The following is a 16,190-nucleotide window of genomic DNA, read 5'->3' as shown; positions in this document are numbered from 1 at the left end:
TGACTTATTTCGCGCAGAAAGGCGCGCCTTTTTTAACTTAAATCAGGTAATTTCGCGGCAGCGTTTTTCTCTATTCCGATAAGCGGCATGAGATTATCCACCGCAGAGGCGTAATTAATCGCCGCACTCCAGCCATCGTATTCAGCCATTATTTTCGCGGAGGTGGCAGACCAGACATCCTGCTCCACGCTGAGCAGATCGTTAATGCTGCGCTTGCTCAGGGTATATTCATTTTTGTAGACATCGCGGGCGCGCAACGCATTTTCCAGCTGACGTTTCCCGGCTTCCATTCGTCCACGCGCCCCGGTCCAGTCGGCCTGTGCGACGGAGGCTTTTTGCAGGACATCAAAACGGGCCTGATCGACCTGAGACGATGCCATTGCCCTTGCGCCCTCGGCCTGACGGACGCGCGCCGAGACCGCGCCGCCCTGATAAAGCGGTGCGTCAATATTGAGCTGGATCTGATCATCCCAGTACGCGCGATTATCCGACTCATACCGGGTCCGGCCCCCTTTCAGGCTTAAGGTCGGCCAGTGCTGAGACTTCGCGGTTTCTACGCCGTACTGGGCTGAACGCTCCATGTTCTGCGCGGCCATCACCGTTGGGATCAGTGAATAATCAATCCGATTGAGAGAATCCGGCTCCACGGCCAGACCACCCGGAACCGGTGAATAGCGTTCAGCCTGTATGCCAGTTAATACCGCCAGCCGCGCGCGGGCGCTGTTCAGGGATGCATTGTACTGCTCTACCGTCGCCTGCATCCCGGCAATACGGGTGCGGGTCTGAAGCTCATCAGAGGTGGAGCTTACGCCAGCGTCGGCGCGGAGTTTGGCCAGCTGCTCAACGTTTTTAAGCGCCTGCACGTTCTCTTTTGCCGCCTGCAACAGATCGCTGTAGCGTTTCACTTCCACATAGCTGAGCGCCGTTTTTTCCGCGACGGCAGACATCGTGCTCATCAGCTGGTAGCGATAGCTGTCACGCTGAGCTGAAGACTGGCTGATGCTGTTGTTGGTCTTGCCAAAATCGTACACCAGCTGCGTCAGACTCAGGCCCCAGGCTGCGGAATTTCGCAACGAGCCGCTTGAATCGGTGGTCTGGCTGTGACCTGTACTCCCGTTCAGGGCTATTTGTGGCATCCAGCCACTGCGCGCTTCGTCTATTTGTGCCTGGCCGATCCCCAGCTGTGCCGCCTGCTGACTCACCGAGGGGTCGCGATCGAGAGCGAAAAGAATACTTTCTTTCATCGTCATTGCCGCAACGGGAGATATCCCCGCCTGGCCGTTATTTGCATTAGCCGCAGTCACCACCAACGAAATTAAGGTCAGGGAGGCAGATAATCTGAGTAACCTGTTATTGCATTTCATCTTCATAATATCCCCCGACTCCAGGTGATAGCCAAATAAATACCCAGGAAGAGGTACAAATAATTCGCCAGAAATCCATTGCCCCTTCTCCATTAATTCCGGGCAAGAGTTCCCCTAACCCATTTCAATTGAGACGAGAGCCGTTCAATCCTTTTTTTCTTTTAAGAATTTACTTAAATATTTATTGATTCGCAGCATAACAAAATGTGATATAAGCAACCACACCCGCAATGTTAATGTGTTGTTACAAATAAGAAAAAAGATGGGGTTTCTGGACAAAACGTTATAAAAGACCTTTCAGATGAAACAAATAAACCCCCTGTAATATAAAGAAAATTCTAAAATACCCCGGTGTACATTTTTGCGTTAATTTCACCCCGAATCAGACACAAAGATTTTCAAAGAAATGTCAACTTAAGTAATCCACCGAATAAAACTGGATTATTTTACTTTATAAACACAGATTGTTAGATATATGCACTAATTTATAATTACAAATTAGTTATAAATATCAATTAGGCGCTGGAATGTGGCAGCTTAAGCCAAATTTATAAGTAAAACATAGCGATAACAACATACCTAAAAGATACATACATGTTTTTGATGACTGATTAATGCGATATCAATAATCACACCATTAAACTGTTTTTGGATAACATCCCGCGCCTGTCCCGATTCCCTTTTCTGCAAAATGCTGTAAAATGCGAAGTATTGCGACATTTTGCAGGATACTGCGCCCATGCATAAAACCGCCAGACAGAAATATGTGCTTGATATCATTACTGAACAAGGCCAGGCCAGCATTACCGAGCTGGCAGATCGATTGCAGGTTTCAGCGGACACTATCCGTCGCGATCTGACCGACCTGGAAAAACAGGGACTGGCACAAAAAAACCATGGTGGCGCCATCGCGCTGAATCTCTCGACGATGAACCGGGTTAGCAGGAATACCTTGCTGCCTGAAATCAAGCAGCGGCTGGGTAAACAGGTTGCGCAATGCGTGCCTGCGGGCTCGACGCTGTTTCTGGATGCCGGAAGCACACTGCTGGCCGTTGCCTCTTTCCTTCATGGGCCGCTGACCATCATCACCCCTTCTCTTGATATCGCCCAACAGGTGAGCGATCGGGAAGGTATCGACCTGATCCTGCTCGGTGGAAAGTGGGATCAGAAACAGCGCCTGTTTGCCGGAAGCGCCACCCTTTCACTGCTCTCTCGCTACCGGGCGGATATTGCCATCCTTGGCGCATGCGCCATCCATGCCGAACTCGGATTGAGCGCCAGTCAGGAGGCGGATGCCGAAGTGAAGCGTGCCATGCTGGCCGCAAGCCAGGCGCACTGGGTAGTCGCCGACCATCTAAAACTCAACCAGTGCGAACCGTATCTGGTGTCAGGGTTATCCGAGATTCATCAACTGTTTTTAGATCGTCCCTGGGCAGAGCTCGGGGACCATAGCGCCGTGCAGGTTACCGTTTGCGCACATTAACGTGGAGAAGGTCATGAATAAAGTGAAGACAATGAATATTGCGCTGATCGGGTATGGTTTTGTGGGTAAGACGTTCCATGCCCCGCTGATCCAGTCCGTTGACGGCCTGAAGCTGGCGGTGATCTCATCCCGGGATGAAGAGAAAGTGAAACGCGATCTGCCGGACGTGCTCGTTGTCGCCACGCCGGAAGAGGCCATTCAGCACCCGGATATCGATCTGGTGGTTATCGCCTCCCCTAACGCGACCCATGCGCCGCTGGCCACCCTGGCGCTCAATGCCGGCAAGCATGTGGTAGTAGATAAGCCGTTCACGCTGGATATGCAGGAAGCGCGGGATCTGATTGCGCTGGCTGAAGAAAAACAGCTGCTGCTTTCTGTCTTCCATAACCGCCGCTGGGACAGCGATTTTCTCGGCATTAAGCAGGTGATTGCGCAAGGCAGCATCGGCAAGGTGAAACATTTTGAGTCGCATATCGATCGTTTCCGCCCGGAGGTTCGCGTGCGCTGGAGAGAGCAAAACGTTCCCGGCAGCGGCCTGTGGTTCGACTTAGGCCCGCACATGATTGACCAGACGCTACAGCTTTTTGGTCTGCCGCAGTCGGTACAGGGCAACATCGCCACCCTGCGTGACGGCGCGGAGATTAACGACTGGGCGCACGTGGTGCTGAATTATCCGGAACACAAAGTGGTCCTCCATTGCAGCATGCTGGTGGCGGGCGGCGTATCCCGCTTTACCATTCACGGTGACAAGGCTAGCGTGGTGAAAGCGCGCATCGATCAGCAGGAAGCCCAGCTGCTGGCAGGCGTCATTCCGGGTAGTGAAAGCTGGGGTGAAGACAGCGACGCTATGGTGCTGCTTAATGCCCAGGGTGAAGCCAGCGCTATCCCTGCGCCAAAAGGCGACCAGCGGCAGTACTATATAAACGTGCGCGATGCCCTGAACGGCAAGATTGACAACCCGGTCCCGCCGGTGGAAGCCCTGGCGGTGATGGCGGTGCTGGAAGCGGCGGTAAAATCTTCAGAAACGGGTACAACTCAGGAACTGGACTTAACGGCGCAGGAGCGCGCGCAACTGCAATAAGCCGCAAAAAAATGCCCTGCGGGTTCGCAGGGCATTATCGGTTACTGACGCTTTTTTGGCATCATCCGCAGCAGCGTGTTGTCTTTCCAGAAATAGTGATGCATCAGCGCGGCAAAGGCGTGCAAACCAATCACGAAATATCCCAGATTCGCCAGCGTCACGTGCCACGCTTTTAGCGTATCCACCAGGTCAAAATTCCCCTCCGCCGCATGCGGCATCGTCAGGCCAAACGCAAACCAGTCATTTCCCCGGTTATACATCATCACCATGCCGATCAGCGGCAGCGCAATGAACAGCAGGTAGATAACCAGATGCCCCAGATGGGACAGCCCGGTGATCATCGCTTTTGGTTTCGGTTGAATAGGCGGAGCCGGGAATTTGAGGCGGATAAGCAGGCGCGCCACCATCAGCACCAGGATGCTGATCCCGCAGGAAACGTGGATCATATTAATGAGCGGACGATCGCTTCGCGGGAACCATCCCCTGAACTCCATGGCGCAATAGGCCATAATAACTAACAGAAAAACCAGCCAGTGAATGCTGATTTGCAGACCCGTATATTTTGTGCGCATGTTGTTTCCCGATAAATAACCATTATCGCGCCAACATAACCACCTTTCCTGAAAATGTGAACCCCCTCGCATGGAGGGGGCTCCTGATTACGACTGTAAATAGACCACCTGCGTCTGCAAATACTCATTCAGACCGTGTTTACCATCTGCCCCGCCGATTCCGGATTTCCGCCAGCCCGCATGGAAGCCCTGCATCGCTTCAAAGTTTTCACGGTTAATGTAGGTCTCGCCGAACTTAAGCCCCTTAATGGCTTTCATGGCGACGTTCAGGTCCTGCGTATAAACAGACGAGGTTAAACCGTAGTCGCTGTCGTTGGCCATGTTCAGGGCCTCTTCCAGGGTGTCGAAAGCCACCACCGGCAGCACCGGGCCAAAGGTCTCTTCGTGCATGATGGCCATATCCTGACGCACGTCCAGCAGCAGCGTTGGGGGATAAAAATACCCTTTACCTTCTGCCGCTTTACCGCCAAGGACCACTTTGGCCCCCTCCTGCACCGCGCGCGCCACCTTCTGCTCCACGCGCTCCAGCGCGGCGGCGTTGATCAGCGGCCCCATGGCAATATCCGTTCGCTCAGCCGGATTGCCAAACTGGACGGCTTTCATTGCCTCGCCCAGACGATTCACAAAGCGGTCGTAGATCCCCTTCTGGACATAGACACGTTCCGCGCAGTTACACACCTGCCCGGTATTGATGACGCGTGAATCCACAATGGCCTTCACGGCCAGCTCAAGATCGGCATCGTCCATCACGATGGCCGGGGCTTTACCGCCCAGCTCCAGCCCCACTTTGGTGATGTTTTTCGCAGCCGCAGCCATGATCTTTTCACCTGCCCCGACGCTGCCGGTCATGCTGACCATCGCCACTTTCGGATTCCCGGCCAGCTCCTGTCCGACGGTTTCACCCCGGCCCAGCACCAGGTTAAAGACGCCTTTCGGCAGGCCAATCTCATCGACGATTTTGGCAAACGCAATGGCGTTGTTTGGGGTAAATTCGCTCGGTTTGATAACGATGGTGTTGCCGGTGATCAGCGCGGGAGCAAGCTTACGGGCAATCAGGAAGAATGGAAAGTTCCACGGCAGAATGCCGGTGGTGACGCCAAGGGCACGCTTAAACACCAGAATATTCTCGCCCGGACGGTCGCTCTGAATGATTTCCCCTTCATACCGGCGCGCCCACTCGGCCATATAGTCGATATAGTCAGCGGTAAAGTTCACTTCCACTTCCGCCAGCGGCTGGATCTTGCCGCCTTCGGCCACAATCAACGCGCTGATTTCACTGACGCGCTCGCGGATCCCGGCGGAAATTTTGCGTAGCCAGCTGGCGCGTTCAATGGCTGGCAGCGCCTCCCAGCCAGCCTGCGCGCGCTCTGCCGCGTCAATGGCTTTGCGGGCGTCCTCGGCGGTGCCGTCGGGAATACGGGAAATGACCTCTTCCGTGGCCGGATTGATCACGTCAATCCATGCATCACCCTGCCAGGCAACAAACTGTCCATCAATATACATAGGATGTTGTACGGGTACTGTCATAACCTGCTCCTGTAATCACACTGTTTTTAACAAGTAAACTTATTGTTAAAAACTATAATTACCGGGGCAATTGCCTACTCTATGAGTCTGTTTTTGTGAGATATCTCATAAAAGATACGGGGCAGCCCGTTTCCAAAATCACAAATCGGCAACAAAGGCTGCCCGTTTGCGTAAAAGATGGCGCAAACGGGCAAGAGCATTACAGCAGAGAACGGCTCACCAGCGCGTCGGTGAGAATGACGTCGTTTCGCAGGATCTGCCACGCGGCGTCCACGTCGGCAGGGATATCGACATGGGCAATGAAATCACGTCCCGCCGGACCGTAGCCGTTGATGTCGTCCCTGAGTCGCGGAAATTCACCCAGCACCAGCGACAGGTAACGTTCTACCGGCCATAACCCCTCGGCCGGGCCGCTAAACACCAGACCGTCGTCGCTGTTTTGCAGCACGGGCGTCAGGCCGGGATGACTCACCCATGCGGGCGCTGCGGCCTCGTCGCGGCATACGCGGGCAAACGTAGCCATTGTGCGCCGCTGCATCGTCGGGTCCTGCACCACCAGCACCCGGGCGGCGTTCAGTCCGGATTGTTTCATCAACGCCCGGCTGAAGCGGGCGTTTTCACCACAGTTGGTCGACTGATCCTCAACGTGAAGATGCTCAGCCGGAATGTTCCAGAATTCACGGGCGATGTCGGCCAGAATAGCTGCCTCAGCCCGCCCGGTGGTGGGTATCCTGTTATAGCGGGGGTGTTTCGCAATCGCGGCGTAGAGGTAGGTCGTCGAGTGACCGATCCCGCCGCTGATGATCAGAGGAACACCCTGTTCAGCCGCGTTTTTACAGGCAGCATCAATCGCGGGGATCACCGCATTACCCGCCAGAATCACCAGATCAACGGGCTGATTGTCCTGATAGTCGTCCTGAGCAAGCCACGCCCCAACGGTATTCACGGCGTCGAGGGTTGTGCCAGGCAGACAGGGGAAAAGTGCCATTGTCATCGTTACCTCCTTACAGCATACAGAGCCATCGATTATCCCCCTTTCTGCGCGTCATGCTATGGCATGAATGCTGAAAAAACGGGCTGGAACGTTCTCAAAAAGCACTCACATTTGATTAACTTGAGAAAATCGTATTCACTTGAATTATGATTTGCGTCAGCCTTAGAATCATTAGCCCGCTCACAATTCAACATTTTGAAAGGTAAACCACGTTATGCGCCTGCCCCAACGCGACCCTTATGCTCCTCGCGAGTGGCAGCCACACGAGAAACCCGCCCTGCTGGGTTCCCCTTCCACCCCGGAACATCCAACCCCAAAACGGATCGCTTATGGCGTGGTCGGCCTGCTGGTATGTCTGACCGGGGCGCTGGGTAACGCGGTCGTCACCGCTAATCTGCAAAATCTGCAAGGCACTTTTGGCGCCTGGTCGACTGAAATCGCCTGGTTGCCTGCCGTCTATGTCATGACCAACGTTTCCATCAACCTGCTGCTGGTAAAGTTTCGCCAGCAGTACGGTTTGCGCGCCTTTACGGAAGGCTTCCTGGTGCTGTATGTGCTGGTCACCTTTTTCCACCTGTTTGTGAACGATCTTAGCTCGGCGCTGATGGTACGGGCGGCGCACGGGATGGTCGCCGCCGCGCTCAGCTCGCTCGGCATTTATTACCAGATACAGGCCTGGCCCGCGAAGCATCGACTGAAGGCGCTGACCATTGGCATTACCGGGTCGTCGCTGGCGATCCCGCTGGCGCGGCTGTTCTCCACCGAGCTGTTACAGCTTGATGAGTGGCGCGGGCTGTACTTCTTCGAGCTGGGTCTGGCCCTGATCTCCCTGGCCTGCGTGATGGTGCTAAAGCTGCCGCCGGGCGATCGGCGCAAAGTCTTCGAGAAAAAAGATTTCATCACCTTCTTTTTGCTTGCGCCCGGCATGGCGCTGCTGTGCGCGGTTCTTTCGCTAGGGCGTCTGGACTGGTGGTTTGAAGCGCCGTGGATCGGCTGGGCGCTGGCCCTCTCGCTGGTGCTGATTGTCTCTGCGATCGTGTTTGAACATAACCGCAGCAACCCGCTGCTTAATACCCGTTGGCTGTCCAGCGGCAGCATCGTACGCCTGGGGCTGATTATGCTGCTGATCCGCATCGTACTGGCGGAGCAGAACACGGGCGTCATCGGCTGGCTGCAATATGTGGGCCTACAGAATGAACAGATGACCCATCTGGCGTGGGCTATTTTCGCCGGGATCGTCTGCGGTATCGTCACCAGCTGTCTGACGATTAAGCCCACTAAACTGGCCTGGCCGATAATCACCTCGCTGGTGCTGATGATCGTCGCCTCGCTGCTGGACAGCCAGTCCAACAACCTGACCCGGCCGGATCAGCTTATTTTCAGCCAGTTCCTGCTGGGCTTCGGCAGCGCTTTCTTCCTCGCGCCTGCGATGCTGGCAGCCATTGGCGGGGTGATCGCCGACCCGCGCAACCTGGTCAGCTTTTCCGTGATGTTTGGCATGAGTCAGAACCTTGGGGGCCTGCTGGGTTCCGCGATCCTCGGCACCTTCCAGACCTGGCGCGAGAAGTACCATTCCAGCCTGCTGGCTGACCAGCTCACCACCCTTAACCCGCTGGTGAACGAACGCATTCAGCTTTACACCCAGATGTACAAAAGCCTGATTGGCGACAGTTCCCTGCTGGGAACCCAGGCCATTACCCAGCTCCAGACGGTGACGGCGCTTGAGGCAAACATTCTGGCTTACAACGATACTTATCTCCTGACGGCGAGCATTGCCACTGCCACGCTGGTCTGGATTTTATGGCGCTTGCTGCGCCTGCGCATCACCGCCCGTATGGCCCTTAAGAACGCCACTGGCAACAAGTAATGACTATTTTTCAGGAGAGGTTATGAGTCAGCAGGATGCCGCCAAAGAGCAGGCCAACACCCGTAAAAACGTGCGCGTCGTGTCCATTTTCACCGCCGCGGCTATCGGCATTGTCGGGGTACTGGTGATCCTTTATGCCTGGCAGCTGCCCCCGTTCACGCGTCATGCCCAGTTTACCGATAACGCCTACGTGCGCGGCCAGACTACGTTCATCAGTCCTCAGGTAAACGGCTACATTACCGAGGTCCATGTTCAGGATTTCGCGCAGGTTAAAAAAGGCGAGCTGCTGTTGCAGATAGATGACCGTATCTATCGCCAGCGCGTCCATCAGGCCGAGGCGCAGCTGGCAATGAAAATTGCAGCTCTTAATAACAACCTGCAACAGCGCAGAAGCGCGGAAGCGGTGATTGCCAAAAACGAGGCGGCGCTGAAAAACGCCCGTGCCCAAAGTCTGAAAACCCAGGCGGATTTGAAACGCGTGAAAGAGCTGACCGCGGACGGCTCCCTTTCCATTCGCGAGCGCGATTCGGCACTGGCCAGTGCCGCCCAGGGGAGCGCCGATATCGACCAGGCGAAAGCAACGCTTGAGATGTCGCGTCAGGATTTACAAACGGTTATCGTCAATCGCGGCTCGCTGGAGGCCGACGTTGAGAATGCAAAAGCCGCGCTGGAGCTGGCGCAGATCGATCTGCAAAACACCCGGATTGTCGCGCCGCGTGATGGTCAGCTCGGGCAGATTGCAGTGCGTCTGGGGGCTTACGTCGCCGCCGGGACGCACCTTACCACGCTGGTCCCGCCGCAGCACTGGGTGATCGCCAATATCAAAGAGACGCAGCTGGCGAATTTACGCGTCGGACAGCCGGTGAAATTCACCGTCGATGCCTTAAACGATAAAGCCTATCAGGGCCGCGTGGAGAGCATATCCCCGGCCACAGGCGTCGAGTTCAGCGCTATCACCCCGGATAACGCCACGGGCAACTTTGTTAAAATCGCCCAGCGCATCCCGGTACGCATTGAAGTACTCGGTGAGCCGGAGGCGTACCGGCTGCTGCGCCCTGGCATGTCGGTGCAGGTGACCATCGACACGCGGGAGGCGAAACAATGACGCTTCGCCCGATAGCCGGCCTGCTGATGATGGCTATCCTGGCGGGATGCCAGTCGGTTGACGTTGAGCCCGCCAAATCGTCCCTGCACATACCGGCCCAGTGGCGCGCGACGTCGGGGCCAGCCAGCCCGACAGAGCAGCTCTGGTGGCGAAATTTTCACGACAGCAATCTGAACCGCTATGTGGATCAGGCGCTGAAGAACAACAGCGACGTGCTGATTGCACGCGAGCGGATTAACGAGTACCAGGCCCGGGTGTTCGCCGCCGACGGCAGTCTGTTCCCGTCGCTTGACGCGGGCGTGACCGGGACGCGCGCACGCTCGCAGTCCGCCGCCACGGGGCTTCCGGTATACGGTACGTTGTACAAAGGCAGCCTGACCGCCAGCTACGACGTGGATATCTGGGGCGTAAACCGTAGCACCTCCCGTGCCGCTGAAGCATCGCTGGAGGCACAAAAGGCGGCGGCAGCGGCGGCTGATCTTACCGTCGCATCATCGGTGGCCTCCGGGTATGTCACCCTGCTGTCGCTGGATGAACAGCTTCGCGTTACCCAATCCACGCTGAAGTCGCGTGAAGAGGCGTTCAATCTCGCCAAACGACAATTTGAGACGGGATACAGCTCTCGCCTTGAGCTGATGCAATCGGATTCTGAGCTGCGCGCCACCCGCGCCCAGGTTCCACTGCTTCAGCACCAGATTGCACAGCAGGAAAATGCGCTTAGCCTGCTGCTGGGCAGCAACCCGGGTGACGTTGCGCGCGGTGAAAGCTTTGATGCCCTGACGCCGCTGAAACTGCCCTCCCAGCTGCCGTCGACACTACTCAACCGGCGCCCGGATATCGTTCAGGCGGAACGTCAGCTGATTGCGGCAGACGCGACGCTGGCGGCATCGCGCGCCAGCCTGCTGCCGTCAATCAACCTCACGGCCACGGGATCGGTGCAGGATCGCACGCTGTCGGGATTGCTGGATAACCCCCTACAGCTCTGGAGCGTGGGCGGCAGTATTCTTGCGCCGCTGCTGAACCGTCAGGCGCTGAATGCGCAGGTGGATATCTCCCAGTCCCAGCGGAATCAGGCTCTGTATAGCTACGAAAAAACCGTGCGTAACGCGTTTGCTGAGGTGAATGACAGCCTTGATGCCATCACCCGCTATCAGGAACAGCTTACCGAGCTGCTGGCACAGCAGGCGGTCGCGCAGGAGACGCTGCGGATTGCGCAAAACCGCTACCGCAACGGGTACTCTTCTTATCTGGATGCGCTCGATGCGCAGCGCACGCTGTTCTCGGTGCAGACCAGCGTGGTACAGGTGAAAAACAACCTGTTGCTGGCGCAAATTGATTTGTATAAAGCGCTGGGCGGCGGTTGGAGCAGTGCGTGAAAACATGCCGGGTGGCGCTGCGCCTTACCCGGCCCACATGCTCTCCCGTAGGCCCGGTAAGCGCAGCGCCACCGGGCAACGGTTTTAGCCGGAGATCTGCTCCATCGCCTGCAAGATACGCTTATCCGAAATCGGATACGGCGTACCGAGCTGCTGGGCGAAGAAGCTGACGCGCAGCTCCTCGATCATCCAGCGGATCTCCCGCACGTCGTCGTCATCGCGACGCGCTGGCGGCAGTTTGTTGAGCCACTGCTGCCACGCCTGCTGCACGTTTTCGACTTTCAGCATCTGCGCGCGATCGCGATGCGGATCGACCGCCATTTTCTCCAGACGCTTCTCAATCGCCTGCAAATAACGCAGCGTATCGCCCAGACGCTTAAAGCCGTTGCCGGTCACAAAGCCGCGATACACCAGCCCCGCCATCTGCGCCTTCACGTCCGACAGCCCCAGGGCCATGGTCATATCCACCCGACCCTTCAGGCGCTTGTTGATATTGAACACGGCGGTAAGGATCTGCTCGACCTGTTTGGCAATCTCCACCACGGTGTCGTTCAGCTCCGCGCGCACCTTTTCATGAAGCTGAGCAAAGCCCTCTTCCGTCCAGACCGGACCGCCCGCCTCGTGGATCAGCTTATCCACACCGCAGGAGATGCAGTCGTCGATCAGATCCAGCACCTTACCGTACGGGTTAAAGTAGAGCCCCAGCTTGGCTTTGTTCGGCAGCTTCTCGTGCAGATACTTAATCGGCGACGGGATGTTAAGCAGAAGCAGTCGACGCAGCCCGCGCCACATCATCTGCTGTTGTTCCTGCGGATTGTCAAAGAGCTTAATCGCCACGCTGTCGCGCTCATCCACCAGCGCGGGCCAGGCTTTGACCTTATAGTTCCCGCGCTTCTGCTCATAGCTTTCCGGAAGCTGACCAAAGCTCCAGATGTGCAGCCCGCTCTGCTCGATACCGTCGTCCGCCACGGCAGACAGGGTTTCCTGCACTTTGCCCTTCAGGGCGTCCTTCAGTTCCGAAAGCGAGCGGCCTTCCAGCAGCTTTTTGTTTTTATCGTCCACCACGCGGAAGGTGATTTTCAGGTGATCGGGCACCTGATCCCAGTTCCAGTCGTCGCGGTCGATGGTGGTCCCGGTCATGCGTCGGAACTCACGCTCCAGCGCGTCCAGCAGCGGCAGCTCCAGCGGCGTGACGCGGCCCAAAAACGCTTCGGCGTAGTTCGGCGCCGGCACAAAGTTACGCCGCACCGGTTTAGGCAGGGATTTGATTAACGCAATGACAAGCTCGCGGCGCAGGCCGGGAATTTGCCACTCAAACCCGCTCTCGTCGACCTGGTTTAACAGCGGCAGCGGAATATGAACGGTCACGCCGTCCGCGTCGGCCCCCGGCTCAAACTGATAGGTCAGACGCAGCTTGAGGTTGCCCTGATGCCAGAAGTTCGGGTAGTCGAGCTTGCTGACCGACTCCGCGCCCTCTTTGATCAGCATGCTCTTTTCAAAGTTGAGCAGGTCCGGGGTCTCTTTGCTGGCTTTCTTCCACCAGCTGTCGAAATGGCGCGCCGAGATCACATCGTGGCTGATGCGCTGGTCGTAAAACTCAAACAGCGTCTCGTCGTCCACCAGAATGTCGCGGCGGCGGGACTTGTGCTCAAGCTCTTCCACCTCGGCGCGCAGCTTGAGATTTTCGCGGAAGAACGCATGACGCGTCTGCCAGTCGCCCTCCACCAGCGCATGGCGGATAAACAGCTCGCGACTCAGCGCCGGATCGATCTGGCTGTAGTTAACCTTACGCGCAGCGACCACCGGCAGGCCATAGACGGTGACTTTTTCCGTCGCCATCACCGCGCCCTGCCCGCGCTCCCAGTGCGGCTCGCTGTATGAGCGTTTCAGCAGGTGCTGCGCCACCGGCTCAACCCACTCCGGATCGATACGCGCGGCGATACGCCCCCACAGACGGCTGGTTTCCACCAGCTCGGCGACCATGGTCCACTTCGGCGGCTTTTTAAACAACCCGGAGCCCGGGAAGATGGAGAAACGCGCGTTGCGTGCGCCGGTAAATTCCTGTTTATCCGCATCCTTCATCCCGATATGGGACAGCAGGCCGGTCAGCAAGGCGATATGAATTTCGCGGTACTCCGCCGGTTCACTGTTGACCGGAATGCCCAGCTCTTTTACCACCTGGCGCAGCTGGGTATAGATATCCTGCCACTCGCGCACGCGCAGGTAGTTGAGGAAATCCACCCGGCACTGACGGCGGAACTGATTTGAAGAGAGCGTTTTTTGCTGCTCGCCCAGGTAGTTCCACAGATTCACAAAGGCCAGGAAATCAGACTCTTTATCGTGGAAGCGACGGTGTTTTTCATCCGACGCCTGCTGCTTGTCCATTGGGCGCTCGCGCGGATCCTGAATGGAGAGCGCCGAGGTGATGATCATCGCCTCGCGCACGCAGCCGTGTTTTTGCGCCTCCAGCACCATGCGCGCCAGACGCGGGTCGACCGGCAACTGGCTAAGCTGGCCGCCCAATGGCGTTAGCTTGTAGGCCGTCGCCTGCTCGTCGGTGGTGATGGCCCCCAGCTCTTCCAGCAGGCGCACCCCGTCCTGAATATTGCGTTTATCCGGCGCTTCCACAAACGGGAAGGCGGCGATATCGCCCAGCCCCAGTGCGGTCATTTGCAGGATAACGGATGCCAGGTTGGTCCGCAGAATTTCCGGATCGGTAAACTCCGGGCGCGACAGGAAATCGTCTTCCGAATAAAGACGAATACAGATCCCTTCCGACACGCGGCCGCAGCGGCCCTTACGCTGATTAGCCGACGCCTGGGAAACCGGCTCAATCGGCAGGCGCTGAACTTTGGTTCGGTAGCTGTAGCGGCTGATGCGCGCCGTACCCGGGTCGATCACGTATTTAATGCCCGGCACGGTGAGCGAGGTTTCGGCCACGTTGGTCGCCAGCACGATGCGGCGTCCGCTGTGCGGCTGGAACACGCGGTTCTGCTCACTGTTGGACAGGCGCGCGTACAGCGGCAGGATCTCGGTATGGCGCAGATCGCGTTTGCTGAGCGCATCGGCGGTATCGCGGATCTCGCGCTCGCCGCTCATGAAGATCAGAATGTCGCCAGAACTCTCGTTGCCCAGCTCGTCGACGGCATCGAAGATGGCCTGAAGCTGGTCGCGCTCGGTATCGTCCGCCTCTTCCACAATCGGGCGATAGCGCACTTCAACCGGGTAGGTTCGGCCTGAGACTTCAATGATCGGCGCATTGTTGAAATGTTTTGAGAAACGCTCCGGGTCAATGGTCGCAGAGGTGATGATGATTTTCAGATCCGGACGCCGGGGCAGCAGCTCTTTCAGGTAGCCGAGCAGGAAGTCGATGTTCAGGCTGCGCTCGTGCGCTTCATCGATGATGATGGTGTCGTACTGCATCAGCAGACGATCCTGCTGGATTTCCGCCAGCAGGATACCGTCGGTCATCAGCTTAACCATGGTGTTATCGCTGACGTGGTCGCTGAATCGCACCTTGTAGCCGATGCAGCCGCCCGGCTCCGTTTGCAGCTCTTCCGCAATACGGTTCGCCACGGTGCGCGCCGCCAGACGACGCGGCTGGGTGTGACCGATCAGCCCTTTCAACCCGCGGCCCAGCTCCATGCAGATTTTCGGCAACTGAGTGGTTTTACCTGAACCGGTTTCCCCCGCGACGATCACCACCTGGTGGTCGCGTACGGCCTCAAGAATGTCCTGTTTCTTCTGGCTGACGGGCAGGTTTTCCGGATAGGTAATCTCCGGGCGTGCGGCTTCACGCAGCACAACTTTCCCTGCCGCCTGTTCAATCTCTTTGGCCATTTCCTGGTAAATGGCCTGTTGTGCATCAGGATTTTTAACCTTCTTAACGCCGTGCAGACGGCGCGCAAACCGCTGTTTATCGCGCAGCATCAGTGAATCAAGCTTTTGCATCAGCATGGAGAAGGTCAATTTTTGGTGTTCTGTCATAGCGTTAACGGGCAGTGCACTGCCGGATAAAATCTCTTTTTAATGATTGCTATAGAGTACCACATCAGCGCTTTGCGCGCCTTATTCAAAAAATTCGAACATAGGCTTCGATATATTGCGCTATCCCTGTGGCAGGATTGTGAATAAAGTGTCAACAAGCAACGGGGCAACCCCCTCAATCAAATACAAAACAGGAATTTCCCATGAGCAAAGTATTAGTGTTGAAATCCAGTATTCTGGCAGGGTATTCACAGTCTGGTCAGCTGTCTGACTATTTCGTTGAACAGTGGCGTGAACAGCACAACGCGGATGAAATCACCGTGCGTGACCTGGCGGCAAACCCAATTCCTGTGCTGGACGGCGAGCTGGTTGGCGCGCTGCGTCCGAGCGATGCGCCTCTTACCCCGCGTCAGCAGGAAGCCCTGGCGCTTTCCGACGAGCTGATTGCTGAATTGCAGGCGCACGACGTTATCGTGATCAACGCCCCAATGTACAACTTCAACATTCCTACCCAGCTGAAGAACTACTTCGACCTGGTGGCGCGCGCTGGCGTAACCTTCCGTTATACCGAGAACGGCCCGGAAGGTCTGGTAAAAGGTAAACGCGCTATCGTCCTGACCAGCCGCGGCGGTATTCACAAAGATACCCCAACCGACCTGGTGGCGCCGTACATGACGCTGTTCCTCGGCTTCATCGGCATTACCGACGTGAACTTTGTGTTCGCTGAAGGTATCGCTTACGGCCCGGAAGTGGCTACCAAAGCGCAGTCCGACGCGAAAGCCGCTATCGACAGCCTGGTCGCTGCCTAAGATCTCCCCCTCTCACCGCCCGGTG

The 16,190-nt window shown here is 56.7% G+C and carries 11 protein-coding genes; 6 read left to right on the top strand and 5 right to left on the bottom strand.

Annotated elements, in window-relative coordinates:
• Nucleotides 1-32: 32 nt before the first annotated feature.
• Complete coding sequence (locus tag ACOTZD_RS13810; RefSeq protein WP_023324619.1) at nucleotides 33-1,370, bottom strand: TolC family outer membrane protein; 1,338 nt, start codon at nucleotides 1,368-1,370, stop codon at nucleotides 33-35.
• A gap of 733 nt (nucleotides 1,371-2,103) precedes the next feature.
• Between ACOTZD_RS13810 and ACOTZD_RS13805 the strand changes: the two genes are divergently transcribed.
• Entirely contained in the window at nucleotides 2,104-2,847 is a 744-nt protein-coding gene (locus tag ACOTZD_RS13805; protein WP_022651161.1) for a DeoR/GlpR family DNA-binding transcription regulator, read from the top strand.
• Between the two features lie 13 nt (nucleotides 2,848-2,860).
• Nucleotides 2,861-3,928, top strand: coding sequence for an oxidoreductase (locus ACOTZD_RS13800; protein WP_023314112.1), 1,068 nt, complete (start codon nucleotides 2,861-2,863; stop codon nucleotides 3,926-3,928).
• A 41-nt stretch (nucleotides 3,929-3,969) separates the two neighbouring features.
• On the opposite strand, the gene cybB is transcribed toward ACOTZD_RS13800, so the two are convergent.
• The 3 genes from cybB to ACOTZD_RS13785 form a co-directional block, all read right to left on the bottom strand.
• A complete protein-coding gene (cybB, locus tag ACOTZD_RS13795) occupies nucleotides 3,970-4,500 on the bottom strand; it encodes a cytochrome b561 (RefSeq protein ID WP_003857288.1) in 531 nt (176 codons plus the stop codon).
• Nucleotides 4,501-4,587: 87 nt separating this feature from the next.
• The gene (aldA, locus tag ACOTZD_RS13790) at nucleotides 4,588-6,027 is read right to left on the bottom strand and encodes an aldehyde dehydrogenase (RefSeq protein ID WP_174402348.1); all 1,440 of its coding nucleotides are present in this window, start codon (nucleotides 6,025-6,027) and stop codon (nucleotides 4,588-4,590) included.
• A gap of 199 nt (nucleotides 6,028-6,226) precedes the next feature.
• On the bottom strand, nucleotides 6,227-7,021 hold the full coding sequence (locus tag ACOTZD_RS13785) for a YdcF family protein (protein WP_421636313.1): 795 nt from the start codon (nucleotides 7,019-7,021) through the stop codon (nucleotides 6,227-6,229).
• 214 nt (nucleotides 7,022-7,235) lie between these two features.
• Between ACOTZD_RS13785 and ACOTZD_RS13780 the strand changes: the two genes are divergently transcribed.
• From ACOTZD_RS13780 to ACOTZD_RS13770, 3 genes are read left to right on the top strand one after another with little or no spacing between them, the layout of a single operon-like run.
• A complete protein-coding gene (locus tag ACOTZD_RS13780) occupies nucleotides 7,236-8,888 on the top strand; it encodes an MFS transporter (RefSeq protein ID WP_003857293.1) in 1,653 nt (550 codons plus the stop codon).
• A gap of 22 nt (nucleotides 8,889-8,910) precedes the next feature.
• Nucleotides 8,911-9,993 (top strand): HlyD family secretion protein, encoded by a 1,083-nt coding sequence (locus tag ACOTZD_RS13775; RefSeq protein WP_003857294.1) that lies wholly within the window; start codon nucleotides 8,911-8,913, stop codon nucleotides 9,991-9,993.
• Nucleotides 9,990-11,369: an efflux transporter outer membrane subunit gene (locus ACOTZD_RS13770; protein ID WP_174402347.1), complete on the top strand. Its 1,380-nt coding sequence runs from the start codon at nucleotides 9,990-9,992 to the stop codon at nucleotides 11,367-11,369. The genes ACOTZD_RS13775 and ACOTZD_RS13770 overlap by 4 nt, the downstream gene beginning before the upstream one ends.
• Nucleotides 11,370-11,453: 84 nt before the next feature.
• Here ACOTZD_RS13770 and hrpA read toward each other — a convergent pair whose 3' ends face one another.
• Nucleotides 11,454-15,356, bottom strand: a complete 3,903-nt coding sequence (gene hrpA, locus ACOTZD_RS13765) for an ATP-dependent RNA helicase HrpA (protein WP_174402346.1) — start codon at nucleotides 15,354-15,356, stop codon at nucleotides 11,454-11,456.
• Between the two features lie 203 nt (nucleotides 15,357-15,559).
• Between hrpA and azoR the strand changes: the two genes are divergently transcribed.
• Nucleotides 15,560-16,165, top strand: a complete 606-nt coding sequence (azoR, locus tag ACOTZD_RS13760; protein WP_174402345.1) for an FMN-dependent NADH-azoreductase — start codon at nucleotides 15,560-15,562, stop codon at nucleotides 16,163-16,165.
• Nucleotides 16,166-16,190: the final 25 nt, after the last annotated feature.

It is taken from the genome of Enterobacter cloacae complex sp. SHL022 (assembly GCF_049237785.1).
Classification (GTDB): Bacteria; Pseudomonadota; Gammaproteobacteria; order Enterobacterales; family Enterobacteriaceae; genus Enterobacter; species Enterobacter hormaechei_C.
The sequence above is the reverse complement of the archived record's forward strand: the minus strand, read 5'-3'. Positions and strand labels throughout refer to the sequence as shown.